This is a genomic window from Solibaculum intestinale (genome assembly GCF_040096205.1).
Lineage (GTDB): Bacteria > Bacillota > Clostridia > Oscillospirales > Acutalibacteraceae > Solibaculum_A > Solibaculum_A intestinale.
The window spans coordinates 32,309-47,339 of the sequence record NZ_JBBMFD010000005.1 but is presented as its reverse complement, the minus strand read 5'-3'; the positions used below and the strand labels follow the sequence as shown (position 1 = coordinate 47,339).

Below are 15,031 nucleotides of genomic sequence, written 5' to 3'. Positions count from 1 at the left end.
GTTGAAGGGCTGCACAAGCGCCTTTCCTGCCGGCTGTCTGAATGCGGACGGTCTCAGGCAGGCAAGAAAGATGCAGGTTTCAAACGAAGGAGGAGAAAAAATGGCAAAATCATGGAAGAAAGCATTGTCCGTCGCCTTGAGCGCGCTGATGCTGATGTCCAGCGTGGCGTTCTCGGGCATCGCGTCGGCGGCGCCGGCTACCGACGAAACCTTCCCGGTAGGGTCGACCATGAAGTTCGACTTTGGCAACAGTTCACAGGAACCGGTCGACGGCTACATTTCCGTCAGCGGCTATGACCGCTACGACGAAGCCAAGGGATACGGCTGGCAGCCCTTTGACGGGCAGCTGTCGGGTTCTTCGGAAATGGACCCTCCTGACGCGATTCTCGGCGACGGAGTGAATTACAACAACATCCGCACCCAGGTGAGCAGCTCGGTGGTGGAGTATTCCTATCCGACCTTTACGGTGGATCTGCCCAACGGCCTGTATGACGTGCGGATCATTCAGGGCGGAAAGTGGAACCAATACGTTTCCGGCGCTTACTTAAACGGCAACATGAACGCGGTCAAGTGGTCCACCGAAGAATGGGCCGACGCATACACCGAGCCTTCCGAGGCCAGCTGGATTGAAAGCAAGGCCGGCGAGTGGCGGGACAATACCGTGCGTGTAGCCGTGTATGACGGCAAGCTGACGGTGGAACTGGCCACCAGTCTTACAAACGACGGCGTCTCCGGTATGGGGCGCATCAACGCCATGGAGATTACCCGCGTGGAGCAGCAGGCGGCCAGCGAGCAGCCCCGCATCCGCTTCATCGGGGATTCCACGGTCGCCACCTATCCTCCCTATGACCAGCCCGACCTGACCCCCATTCCGGAGCAGACGGGCTGGGGCTCGGAGCTTGCCAACCGGCAGTTCTTTGCCGACAACGTCATCATCGACAACAAGGGACGCGGCGGCTATTCCGCCCGCAACTTCATCAGCAAGGGCGACTTCAACCGTTTCTTTGTGGACGCGAAGCCCGGCGATACGGTTATGATCGAATGGGGCATCAACGAGACGGCCGCTGGCCGGCGGTATATCAACCCCAACGATTCGGCCCTGTATAAAGAGTATCTGATGAAGTACGTCAACGCCGTGCGCGCCTTCGGCGGCACGCCGGTCCTTGTGACCCCGCATACCGGCAACGCCAACTTCATGAAGTATATGCGTGAGCTGGCACAAGAGGAAAACGTCCTTCTCATTGATATGAATCCCCAGTTTGCCGCATATAAGAAAGCGGTTCCTGCCGCCAGCAGCTACCTGACGGTGGACGGCACTCATCCCTCCCGCGTGGGCGGCATTCTCTGCGCGCAGATCATCACCAACGACCTCAAAGACCTAGACACCCCCATTAAGCCCTATGTGAAGGCGCATCCTCTGAACACGGAAAACGCCCCCACTGCAGTGGTGTCCAACATTACGGTGGCTCGTCAAACCACCGGCAGCGTTACCCTTACGTGGGAAATGCCCGAATCGGTCATTTACCACCCCGATCAGATGATTGTCCGCTTCCCCGTCTACCGCAAGGCCGCGGGTGCGGATGCAAGCACGTATGAAAAGGTTGGGGAAGGCACTGCCTACGTCACCCCGGACCTGACCGCTCCCAATCTGCGGGTCACCCTGGAATCCCCGGCCACCGGCGATTACGACTACGCCATCGCCGCCACCGGCCTGACCGGTACCGGCCCTATGTCCGAACCCATTACGGTCCGTCAGTATGTGCAATCTCCGCGGGAGGCGCTGGAAAACTTGGTCAACGAATACGGCTATGAGCTGCGCCATGCTCCTTATCATTATACCTTAGAATCCTATGTACCGCTGGCACAGGCCGGTACAGAAGCAATAGAGGTACTGAAAGACGAGAAGGCATCCGACGATATGCTCAACGCCGCCCTCAACAACATGCTCAACGCCGTAAACGGCCTTGAACACGGCCTAGGCGTCGTCATCAACGACGATATGGAAGGCGAATTTGCAGCCAACTGGGGGACCACCGGCCAACTGGAGATCACCCGTGAGCTGGAGGAAAACGGCAACCATTACCTCAACTTCTATGTGTCCGCTTCCGGCGGCCGCTCCAGAACCAAGAAGTTCGATGCGGTTGAATCCGACAAGCTGTCCCTGGAGTTTGACTGGCTGCCTGGCAATCCCGACCGGCGCAACGTCACTGAGTTCCGCTTTCTGGGCTCCGCCAACTCCAAGGATCCCTACTTTACCCTCAAAACCTCCAACAACGGCCACATTGGTTACGTGGCTGGCTACCAGTACGCCGACATCCAGAGCGACGGCTTTGAAAAGGGGCCGGCTGTGGACCTGGGGCTTCGCAACGACATCTGGTATTCCATCCAGGTTGTTTTCGACTACACCACCCACACCGCCGACCTTTACATTGAATCAAAGGATGTAGACCAGTATCCCGATGAATATGCCTATGTTCCCGATATCGCCATTCCGGAAGACGCCAAGGACCTGACCTCCATGATCTGGTACACGGCCCGCGGCAAAAACGACACCGGCGGCAACGACTTGTCCACTCTGTGGAGCACCAATGTGGACAACTTCGGTATCTACTATGTCCCGGCCGGCACGGTCATTGACGACAACTCCTTGATGGAAGCTGCCGATGCAGCCTACGAAATCATTTCACAAGATGATTTTGAAACCAAGTACACGCAGGAATCCAGAGATGCTTTGATGGATGCGTACAACCTGGGTTATTTTATCGATTTCGACCTGTCTCTGCAGGCGGATTACGACTACGTTGCCGAACAGATCAACCTGGCGCTGGCCAACCTTCAGCTTGATTTCTCCAAGGTAACGGTGGAAACAGACAAGGATTCCTATGTGCCAAATGAAACCATCACGGTCACCGCGGTCCTGCCTGGCGACGTGGTCAAGCCCTATCTGGTCAGTGAAGCCGGCAGCGGTTTGGCTTCCACCCGCTCCTACCAGGAAAATGCCGACGGCACCAAGACCTGGACCCTGACCTTCGCGCTGGGCACCAAGGGCGACCGTACTTTGAAGCTGTTCGCGGACGGCGTGGATACCGGCAAAACGGTAGCCTTCAAAGTGGGTGATCCGGCGGTTAATCCCGAAGACCCGAAACCTTCGGTGATTTCCGTTACCGGCCCTACCGATCCGGTCAAGCGCAACGAACCCTTTACAGTGACAATCGTGACCAACAAGAGTGCCAAGATTGTGCGCCTCTTCAATGAAAGCAACATGGGCTTGGCGCCCATCTCCTGCACCAGCGTGGAAAACGCCGACGGCACCATTACCTGGACCTGTGAGATGAGCGTTGGCTCTCTTGGCAACCGTGTGTTCACTGCCAAGGCGGCCAATTACGACCGTGTTTTCTACGGCGATCAGACGCTGGAAGTAAAGGTACGCTAATTCTTTCTCCTATTCGGGCGGCGGTTCCCTTTTTCGGGAATCGCCGCCTTTATTTGTGCAGTTTTTTTGTATTTCATCTATAGTTGTTCTAACATTCATCATTTTTCTATGTAAATATGGCGAAATTGTCTTGATTTCTTTGTGAACCTTCGCTACAATTAGTACATCCCGGACCGGGAGAATTAGAAAAAAAGGGAGATGTACAAACATGAGAGCAAAAAAAGTCCTCGCACTGCTGCTCAGCGCACTGCTGATCTTCGGCGTAATGCCGATGACCGTGTTCGCTGCCCAGCAGGACTATTTTCCGCTGGAAAATTTTGAAGGGGACAACGTAGGCGACTGGGGTTTTAAAACCGACAGCAAAGTCGCCGACGCCGGTTATTCCTTCTCAACGGCAGAGGAAAACAGCAACCATTATCTGAAAGCGAATTTGGGCAGCTCCGGCGGTAACCGAGGCAACCTGAAGACCTTTGAGCCGAAGGAAGGCACCAAAGCGGTTATCAACTTCGATTACCTGCCCGGAACCGTTCCCAACGAGCACAACGTGGCAGAGCTGCGCTTTTACAGCACTGCCGGCCAGACCTTTACCTTCAACACCTCCAAGGACGGCAAGCTGGCCTTCTATGCCGGAGACGCCCCCGCTCTGTTCACCGGCAACATCGTCAGCCGCGGTCTTGCCACCGACACCGGATTCAAGGCCGGTACCTGGGTACGCATCAGCCTGACGCTGGACTACACCGCCCATACGGCGACCCTGTCCATCAAGGCCAGAGACTCTCAGGACGCGCCTACCGTTTTCTCGAACATTCCGATCCGTGAGGACGCGGTGGATCTGACGGAAATGTGGATCTTCGCCGCCCGCGGCCGCAATGCCGATGATACCAAGAACGGCGGCAACGTCAGCAATACCATGGGCTTTGATAACTTCGAGATAACCAGCGAAGCTTATGCGGACAACGCGATTCTGTCCATTACGAACCCGGACGACGTGACCATCGGCTACGGCGAAGAATTCCCGAAGCCCGCTACCGTCAAAGCCACGCTGGGCAACTACTCCACCGTGGACATCCCGGTGGGTGAGTGGACCTGCACGCCTGCCTTCAATCCGGATGCAAACGGCGTCTATACCATGACCGCGCCTTTGATTGTCGGTGAATACGACAACATCCGCGATCTGCAGGCTACCTTCACGGTGACCTACAAGCGGTATCCGGATATCGCCTCCGTCTCCAATCCGAAGAACATCGGCGTCGACTTCGGCGAGCCGATGCCCACCCTCCCCACCGAGACCAAGGTCTTTTTGGAAGACGGCACCACTGCCATCGCCCAGCTGGGCGAATGGACCTCCGACCGTCCCTTCAACCCGGAAGCGGAAGGCACCTATTTCTACACCGCTCCTGTTCTGCCTAAGGACGGCGCATTCGGCAACGGCAATAACCTGACGGCAAAAATCGCGGTCATCTACACCAAGCCCTCCTCCAACTACAACGGTTATGAGCGTTCGATGGAGTGGCTGGACCGCGGTGTGGTCGCGCTCAACAACGGCAGCGGCATGTTTATCAGCTGGCGCCTGCTGGCTTCCGAATACGGCTCGAACATTGCTTTCAACGTCTACCGCAACGACGTGAAGATCAATGCCCAGCCCATCACCAATGTGACCAACTACACCGACGACGCCGGCAAGCCGGGCGACGTCTATGTGATCGAATCCATCCTGAACGGGAAATCCTCCATGTCCGAGCCCTTTACCGCTCTGGAACATAACTACATGAACATCCCGGTCCAGAAGCCCGAGCCCAAGGCGACCATCAAGGGCGATCTGGCCGAGTACACCCTCAATGACGCCAGCGTCGGCGATGTGGACGGCGACGGCGAATACGAGATCGTGGTCAAATGGTATCCGGCCAACGCCATCGACTCTTCCGGACGCACGCCCACCAGCCCGACCCTGTTCGACTGCTACAAGCTCGACGGCACCATCCTCTGGCGCATCAACATGGGTACGAACACCATGTCCGGCGCCCATACCAACCAATTCCTGCTCTTTGACTTTGAGCAAAACGGCAAGGCGGACTTCATCATCCGCACCGCCAACGGCGCCACCGTTTACGCGCCCAACGCCGAGGGAATCATGGACGAAACTGTGGTTCTGGGCGTAGTCGGCGACCCGACCAGCATGGACGTGGATCCCACCACCGGTAAGGAAACCAAGGTGGGCGTGGACGAGTTCCTCACCGCTTTCGACGGCGAGACCGGCGCCATCCTGGATACGGTGGATTATCCCACCCGTTACGATTCCTATACCGAAAGCCAGTGGGGCGACAACTACGGCAACCGTTCCACCCGCTTTAACGCCGGCGTGGCTTATCTGCCGGTCTCGGAAGGTTCTTCTGAGATTCGCCCGGCTGCCATCCAGCAGCGCGGCTACTACACCGTGTCCGGCTATGCCGCCTACTTCCTGGTTGACGGCAAGCTGCAGAAGCAGTGGAGCTGGCTGACCGATCCCAACAGCGACGTGCGCAACGGCCGCGGCAACCACTCCATGTCCACTGCCGACATCGACGGCGACGGCTACGATGAAATCATCGTAGGCGCGATGGCCATTGATCACGACGGTTCCACCCTCTGGATCGCAGACGGCAAGGAAGGCAGAGAGAACCTCGGCCACGGCGACGCGCTGCATGTGGCCGCCATGCTTCCCGACCGGGACGGCCTGCAGGTTTTCACTCCCTTTGAAGACAAGAAATCTCCCTATAACTTTGCTCTCTTTGACGGCGCCACCGGCTTTACCCTGATGGGCATCCGCTTTATGCAGGGTGACTTCGACTGCGGCCGCGGCATGGCCGCCAACATCACCCCGCAGCCCGGTTACGAAGCCTGGGGTCAGCGCCCGAACAACGAGACGCCCGGCGAAATTCCGGTAGGTCCGATCTTCAACGCTTACGGCGAGACCATCGCCACGGAGAAGCCGGTGAACTTCACCTGTAACTGGAACATGTACTGGGACGGCGACCTCCTCCATGAGCTGCCCGACGGCGCGAAGATCGACGCACTCGCTACCGAGACGCCCACCGCCCAGGCCATTTACAAGTACAACTGGGAAGAGAACACCCTGGAAACCCTCGAAGTGTTCGAAGGCACCTATACCAACAACTCCACCAAGAACAACCCCAACCTGACCGCCGATATCTTCGGCGACTGGCGTGAAGAAATGGTGTCCCGCAACACCGATTCCACCGCTCTTCGTATCTATTCCACCACCATTCCGACCGACTACATGATCTATACCCTCATGCATGATCCGGTCTACCGCACGGCGATTGCCAACCAGAATACATCCTACAACCAGCCGCCGCACATCGGCTTCTACCTGGGTGAGGACAACAAGGACCAGGTCCTGAACATGGAACTGCCCACCTCCCCGATGTACTACACCAACGCGCCGGTTTCGGCCTCTGTCGATAAGGAAGTATACGCGCCCAACGACACGATCACCGTAACTGTAAACACCGGCGCAAACGTGTCGAAGGTTTACTTGGTCAGCGAATCGGGCATGGGCCTGGCGAGCAACCGTTCCTTCCGGTATAACGACGACGGATCGGTTACCTGGACTCTGACCTTCTCCTTGGCCACCAAGGGCGACCGCACCCTGAGCGTCTATGCAGACGGCGTGGACACCGGTATTGACGTCAGCTTCAAGATCGGCGACGCATCTGTGGTGCCGGGCGACGAGGTCAAACTCATCAGCGCGACTATAGAGGAAACTGGCAAGGTCAACGAACCGATTACGGCGACCATTCAGACCTCCACCAGCGTTGCCAAGGTTCGCCTCTTCAACGAAAACGGCATGGGCCTGGCCCCCACCAGCTGCACCTATGTGGATGAAAACGGCGTGCGCACCTGGACGTACCAGGTCAGCGTCGGTTCCATCGGCGCCCGCACCTTTACGGTAAAGGTTGCTGGTTCCGACCTGGAGTGGGCGCAGGATACCGAAACCTTGCAGGTTCGCGTCACCCGATAACCCTTTGTCTTCTTCCTTCTTATCCTATAAGTTATTCTTTCATAGCGAATCCCGGCCTGCTGTTTGGCAGGCCGGGATTTTCTTTTCTTGCGATTGTTTTCGATTATTTGCTATTTTGCACAAATATATTATTGATTTTACTATTTATTATAAAAATATCACAGTTTTTTTGCTTTTTATTTCGCATACATACAACTATAATAGTTGTATGGGGTTGGTATGGCTTTTGCCATATCTAGGGTTGGTAATCCCGCAAAGAACTAGAAATGTAAGGAGGGACCGATAATCGCATTGCCATCCCCGGCGCTTTTTCGGCGCCATGCTCTTCCGGCTCGAAGGATGATTTCCCGCTTTGAGAAGGGCATGACTGGATGAGGATTCCCTTGCCGCCACGGCGGTTTCCCCGTGAAAAGAAAGCTCCTTTTCTTCCGGGAAACCCACGAGGCGGTGTTGGATATTGTCCGAAGCCAGTCACGGCAGCCGACGAATTGAAACAATAAGAAAGAAAAGAGGGAAACACACATGAAAACACGCAAATTACTTGCCGTATTGCTTACCTTCGCACTCCTGTTCGGATGCATGCAGGGCGTTGTGTTTGCAGCAGACGGAACCTCTCCCCTGAGCCTGGCCCAAACGGAGATTACCATGCTCGAGGGCGGCGATGTCACTCAGCTGGATCTTTTCGGTGCGGATGCGGGTGACGTTACTTGGGCCTCTGACGATGTGAAGGTCGCTAGGGTATCGCCCGACGGCATCGTCACTTCGGTGGGTATCGGCTCCGCCTTGATCACTGCCACTGCTGCAGACGGCGCAACCGCCTCTTGCTATGTGGACGTGATCACTGGCGACGATATGATCACCAACGATGTATTCTATCGCGATACCGATGGAAACCCGATCCAGTCTCAGGCGGGTAATATCCAGAAATTCGGCGATAAGTACTATTGGTACGGCGCGAGATACGGCTCTGGAATAACGTATTATGAGAGCAACGGCGCCAAAACCGGCGGTTCCAACTTCCAGGCTGTCACCTGCTATACCTCCACCGACCTGGTCAACTGGGATTACGAAGGCGACGTCATGACCAGCAAAGATTTGAATTCCCGGATGACCTGGTGGGTTGGCCGCATGGGCGTTATGTACAACGCAAAGAACGACAATTACGTTCTGGCCACCCAGTTCTCCGGCATGCTCAACAGCGGCGAGTCGCTGGACAACGGCGTGCTTTACGCTGTGTCTGACAGCCCCACAGGCCCCTTCAAGTATGCCAGCTGCGATGCGGATCTGAGAGAGCTTGGCTGCTTCAGCAAGGGCACCGGCGACCAGACCATATTCGTTGACGACGACGGTACGCCTTATCTGATCTTCTGCTCCAACGGCGTGACCGTTCCTCCGTATCAGCAGGATCCGGACAATACCCTGCGGGAACGTGATATCATCTATGTGGGCGAATTCAACGAAGATTACACCCATCTCGAGAAGATCACCAAGGTTTACGAAGGCAACGAGGAATATGGACGTTCCGGCGGCCGTGAAGCCAACTCCATGTTCACCATCAACGGCAAGTATTACCTGGTTTCTTCCGACCTGCGCGGCTGGAACTCTTCTCCCAGCTTCGTTATGATCGGTGACAGCCCCACAGGCCCCTTTACCGACATGAACGGTAAGCCGAACAGCTCTCTTCCGATGGAAGGCGGCGTATCCACCTTCAGCCACGTTACTCAGGTGAGCAACTTTGTGAAGGTCCAGGGCACGGAAGATACCCTGATTCTCTTCCTGGGCGACCGCTGGTCCGACATGGCCGGCAACGGCATCGGCTACAATGCCTGGTGCCCGATTACCTTTGCGGAAGACGGCATTACCCCGATTTTCAACGATGTTTCCCAGTTTGAGATCGACCTTGAAAAGGGTACCTGGTCGGTCGGCGAAAACAACAACTACATCCATAACCCCTCCTTTGAGTGCGACCGCGTTGCGGGTGCCCTTGGCGCTATCCAAAGTTACGTCAATACTCCCAACGGCTGGGAAGTTGAGAGCACTGCCGGCCAGGTTGCACAGATCAACTACGGCGGCAACCGCGGCACCTCTGCAGCAGAGAAGGAGTTCCAGCTGCTCACCGACGGCAAGGCTTATTGCAGCCCGATCTTTGGTAACTATTCGTGGTATCACGGATACACCAAGCGCAACGAAGGCACGGACGCTTACAAGACCAAAACCAAGCAGACGATCACCAATCTTGAGGACGGCTCTTACACCATGTACGGCTGGGTCAGAAGCAGCGGCGGTCAGGCTGCCTGCGATATGTACCTCAAGTCCGGCGATCAGGAGTACAAGGCCTCGTTGGCCAACAAGATGGACGATTGGACGCAGATCGTTCTCTCTGATGTCCAGATTACCGGCGGTCAGTGTGAAATCGGCGTTTACTCTGACGCTGCGGCGGATCAGTGGGTTATGTTCGATGATCTGGCCCTGATTAAGAACGTTCCGGTTTCCGCGGAAGCCAGCAAGGCCGCCTGCAAGGTCAACGAGCCCTTCTCCGTGAATGTCACCACCAGCAAGTACGCCCAGAAGCCCTATCTGGTCAGCGAGTCTGGCAGCGGCCTGGTCTCCACCCGCGAGGCTGTTGATAACGGCGACGGCACGGCTACCTGGACTTTGACCCTGTCCTTGGGCTCTAAGGGCGACCGTACCCTGAGCGTTTATGTGGACGGTATGGACACCGGTCTGGATGTAAACATTGCCGTTGGCACCACGTCCGTATCGGTTGAACCCGATAATGAGGTCAAGCTCATCAGCGCAAAGGCTGACAAGACCGCGAAGGTCAACGAGCCCTTCACCGCCACCATCCAGACTTCTACCAGCGTGGCGAAGGTCCGTCTCTTCAACGAGAGCGGCATGGGCCTGGCTCCCACCAGCTGCACCTACGTGGATAAGGATGGCGTGCGCACCTGGACCTACACTCTCAGCGTAGGAACCCCGGGCATCCGTTCCTTTAACGTGAAGGTTGCTGGTTCTGATATGCAGTGGGCGGAGGATACCGAAGCCCTGCAGGTTCGCATTACTAGATAACACTTTCCTTCTTCCTTCTTATCAATAAAAGCCCCCGCGGATTCCCGATCGGATCCGCGGGGGCTTTTTCCATGATGCCGCTGATGCCGCTTTCTGATAACCTCCTTTTCTGTTCATCCTGTGAAAATCGGAATGAGTCTCTGAGGAAGAACGGCAAAAAAAATTTGTATGTCTAGTTGCACAATATCCATCCTCAAAAAAGGACATAATTCCGAAAATAAATCTATACTGATAAAAAAATTAGGAAACAAATTGACTATTTTAGCAAAATCATATATGATGATGGTACCATCTGGTATTTCAGATGAATAAAGAAAAGGGAGATGTATGAAAGCAATGAAAACTAGGAAACTCCTTGCGTTGCTGCTCTGTCTGAGCATGGTAATGAGTGTCTTCACCGTTACCGCGTTCGCAGCGCCTCCCGCTGACTTTGAAGTCAACGATTCCACCGACTTCGAAGACGGCGATTTGTGGGGCTTTGACGGCAACGCCAACCCTTCCATTGCAGAGGAATCCAATGGAAACCACTACCTGCAGTTCTCCATTGCCAACCAGTCGGGCGGCCGTGCCGCCAGTAAGAGCTTTGCCACGCCATACGACGCGGATGAGCTCCAGTTTTCCTTTGACTGGCTGCCCGGCACCAGCACGGGCGGCAACAACTCCACCGAGTTCGCCCTTTATTCGGCGGCCGGACAAGTCTTTGCTTTGCAGTCCAAAGGCTCCGCCAACGCGGCGGGAAGCCTGGGCTATTATACGGGCAACAGCACGGGCACGTCCAGCGCGCCTACCGCCGCTACGCCCATCTCCTTTACCGATCAGACGGCTTGGTACAGCGTTACGCTCGACCTGAACATGGCCTCCAAGACCGCCGCGCTCACCATTGCCAAGCGGGGCGAACCGGAGACGGCCGTTACCTATTCGGACATTGCCCTGGCGGACGAAACCGTCGGCCCCATCACCCGGATGGCCATGAACGGCGTGCGTCTGAGCGGCATCAACCACACCTTCACAAACGGCATCGACAACGTTTCCATCCGCGTGAAATCCCCCCTGTCTTTGAGCCAGTCTGCCGACTTTGAGGATGGCGGCGTGTGGGGCTTTGACGGCAACGCCAACCCCACGAACGTTTCCGAAGCCAACGGCAATCATTACCTACAGTTCTCCATCGCCGGCCAGTCGGGCGGCCGCGCCGCCAGCAAGAGCTTTGACTCTCCCATCGAAGGGGACCTTCTGTACTTCACCTTCGACTGGCTGCCCGGTTCCAACGTCTCCGGGGATAACTCCAACGAGTTCGCTTTCTTCTCGCAGAACGGGCAGGTGTTCGCCCTCCAGTCGAGAAACTCCAACGGCCAGCTTGGTTACTATGCGGGCAACCAGAACGGTTCTCCCACCGAAGCCGCCAAGATCGGCTTTACCGAGCAGGACGTCTGGTACAGCGTGGAGCTGACCTTCAACTTTAAGGCAAACACCGCTACCCTGGTGATTTCCAAGCGGGGCGAACCGGATTCCGCTCTTACCTATGCGGACATCCCGCTCAACGAGGAAACCGCCGGCGGCATCACCCGCATCGCCATGCAGGGCATCCGCCTGAGCGGCAAAAACCACACCTTTACCAGCGGCATCGACAACTTCTGTGTTTACACGAAGCTCTATTCTGCAAACGCGATTATGTCCATCACCCAGCCGAGTAATATTTATGCGTATCTGGGCGATCCGATCACCCTGCCCACCACCGTCACCGCCTCCATGGGCGACAAGACGATGAAGGACATTCCGGTCGAATGGACCAGCACCCCCGCCTTCGATGAAACAAAGGCGGGCCAGTATGTGTTCACCGGCACCTTCCCGGCGGAATACAACAACTTCCGCGACATCGTTCCCACCTTCACGGTGTTTATCAATCCGCCTCCCGCCGGTTATAACGCCATTGCGCGTTCCACCGAGTGGCTGGACCGGGGCGTCGTGGCCATGCAGTCGGCGGACGGTGTGTTCGTCAGCTGGCGCCTGCTCTCTACGGAGTATAACACCGGCATCTCCTTTAACGTCTACCGCAACGACCAGAAGATCAACGCAGAGCCTATCACCACCAAGACGAATTTTGTGGACGCGGCCGGTAAGGCCGGCGACGTGTACGTCATCGAGTCGATTCAGGGCGGCAAGTCCACCAAGAGCGAGCCCTTCACGGCGCTGGGCCAGAACTATCTGGGCATTGCGGTTCAAAAGCCCGCCGACCGACCCACCCATGACGGGTCGGGCACCATCGGAAGCTACTCCCTCAACGACGCGTCGGTTGCCGATGTGGACGGAGACGGCGAGTATGAAATCGTGGTCAAGTGGTATCCCAGCAACTCCATGGACTCCGGCAAGACCGGTATGACCAGCCCCACCTATTTTGACTGCTACAAAATGGACGGCACCATCCTGTGGCGTGTGGACATCGGCTACAACGAGCCCTCCGGCGCCCATTACAACCAGTTCCTTTTCTATGACTTCGATGAGGACGGCAAGGCGGAGTTCGTCGTCAAGGCCGCCGACGGAACGAAGATCTACGTGCCCAACGAAGAGGGCATCATGACCATGGAAGACAAGTACTGCGTCGCCACCATCGGCGACCCGACCGCAGACTGGGTCGCTTCCAACGGTCATGTAATCGACCCGCGCTAGGGCGAATTCCTCATCCTGGTAAACGGCGAAACCGGTGCGCTGATGGACTGTGTCGACTATCCCAACAAGATCGTGGACGCTTCCTTGTGGGGCGACGATTGGGGCAACCGCTCCGACCGCTTCAACAACACCATGTTCTACGCGCCCGATCCCCAGGACGCCACCAAAACCCGCCCGGCGATCTTGGAGCAGCGCGGTTACTACACCAAGGTGACTATGGGCGCGTACTTTGTGGTCGAAGGCAAGCTGCAGCATTACTGGAGCTTTGACTCCAGCAAGCTTCCCAATGCCAGCGATTACACCGGCAAAGGCGCCCATTACGCAGTTGCCGGCGATATGGACGGCGATGGCTTCGATGAGATCACCACCGGCCCGCTGGCCATCAACTATGACGGTTCCCGCCTGTGGAGCCAGAACGGCAAGGAAGCCACGTCCTATAACCTGGGCCACGGCGACGCCCTGCACATGGGTCCCTTCTTCCCGGACCGCCAGGGCATGCAGCTGATGATGCCCTACGAGGATTCCGCCAGCCCGATGAACTTCACGGTGGTGGACACCTCCAACGGCGCGTTTATTTTCGGCAAGAAATACGCCAACCAGGATATCGGCCGCGGCATCGCCGCCAACGTTACCCCCAATCCGGGTTTTGAAGTCTGGGCGCAGAAGCCTTCCAGCGAAATCATCGACCCCACCGATTCCATGTACAATGTTTACGGCGAGACGGTTGTGGAAACCAAGCCCAAGGGCATGGTGTGCAACTGGGCCACCTATTGGGACGGCGATCTGCTCAGCGAACTGCCCGACGGCAAGAATCCGGGTGCTTCCAACGGCGGCACCGAACAGACCATTTATAAGTATAACTGGGAACAGAATACCCTGGATACGGTTGCGGTTCTGGAAGGCACGGTGACCAACAACGGCACCAAGAATACGCCCAACCTGACCGCCGACATCTTCGGCGACTGGCGCGAGGAAATCGTAGCCCGCAACACCGATTCCACCGAGCTGCGCATTTACTCCACCACCATCCCCACCGATTACATGATTTACACCTTGATGCACGATTCGGGTTACCGCATCGGCGTCGCCAGCCAGAACACCTCCTACAACCAGCCTCCTCATATCGGCGGTTTCTATCTAGGCGAGGATGTGAAGGATAAAGTTCTGAACATGGAACTGCCCACCTATCCGGTCACGTACACCAACGGATTTGACCCGGATGTACCCCCCACTCCCGTAGAGACCACCGCTTGGGCCGATAAGGAAATCTATGCGGTCAACGAAACCATCAAGGTTACCATCACCACCCCCGATACCGTAGCGAAGGCTTACCTGGTGGGTGAAAACGGCAACGGCCTGGCAACCGTCCGCGATATCAAGGACAACGGTGACGGTTCCATCACCTGGACCCTGACCTTCTCTCTGGCTACCAAGGGCGACCGTACTCTGCGCGTGTACGCAGACGGCGTTGACACGGGCGTATCCGTCCGCTTCCATATTGGCGACGCATCGGTTACCCCGGGCGGCGAGATCGAACTTATCGAGGCGGCGATAGATCCGACCGGCAAGGTCAACGAGCCCATTACCGCCACCATCAAGACTTCCACCAATGTTGCTAAGGTCCGCCTCTTCAACGAAACCGGCATGGGCCTTGCGCCTACCACGTGCACGTATGTGGACGAAAATGGTGTGCGCACCTGGACCTACACCTTGAGTGTTGGTACTCCCGGCGCCCGTAACTTTACGGTAAAGATTGCCGGTGCGGACCTTACGTGGGCGGAGGACACGCTGCCGCTTTCCGTCCGCGTTACCAAATAGGCATTTCTCTTCCTCTGAATGAGTTT

3 protein-coding genes and 1 pseudogene are annotated in these 15,031 nt (G+C 56.5%); all 4 read left to right on the top strand.

Going from position 1 to position 15,031, the window contains the following annotated elements; all coding sequences use genetic code 11:
• Positions 1 to 100: 100 nt before the first annotated feature.
• Positions 101 to 3,433 (top strand): GDSL-type esterase/lipase family protein, encoded by a 3,333-nt coding sequence (locus WMO26_RS04565; protein WP_349218464.1) that lies wholly within the window; start codon positions 101 to 103, stop codon positions 3,431 to 3,433.
• A gap of 208 nt (positions 3,434 to 3,641) precedes the next feature.
• Positions 3,642 to 7,454: a rhamnogalacturonan lyase gene (locus tag WMO26_RS04560; RefSeq protein WP_349218462.1), complete on the top strand. Its 3,813-nt coding sequence runs from the start codon at positions 3,642 to 3,644 to the stop codon at positions 7,452 to 7,454.
• A gap of 522 nt (positions 7,455 to 7,976) precedes the next feature.
• Positions 7,977 to 10,523, top strand: a complete 2,547-nt coding sequence (locus tag WMO26_RS04555; RefSeq protein WP_349218461.1) for a family 43 glycosylhydrolase — start codon at positions 7,977 to 7,979, stop codon at positions 10,521 to 10,523.
• Between the two features lie 327 nt (positions 10,524 to 10,850).
• Positions 10,851 to 15,005, top strand: a pseudogene (locus tag WMO26_RS04550) (rhamnogalacturonan lyase family protein).
• The last annotated feature ends 26 nt before the right edge of the window (positions 15,006 to 15,031 follow it).

What these genes read in the sequence shown, in the direction of transcription:
- WMO26_RS04565 (WP_349218464.1), top strand. Translation starts at nt 101, where the DNA reads ATGGCAAAATCATGGAAGAAAGCATTGTCCGTCGCCTTGAGCGCGCTG.
- WMO26_RS04560 (WP_349218462.1), top strand. Translation starts at nt 3,642, where the DNA reads ATGAGAGCAAAAAAAGTCCTCGCACTGCTGCTCAGCGCACTGCTGATC.
- WMO26_RS04555 (WP_349218461.1), top strand. Translation starts at nt 7,977, where the DNA reads ATGAAAACACGCAAATTACTTGCCGTATTGCTTACCTTCGCACTCCTG.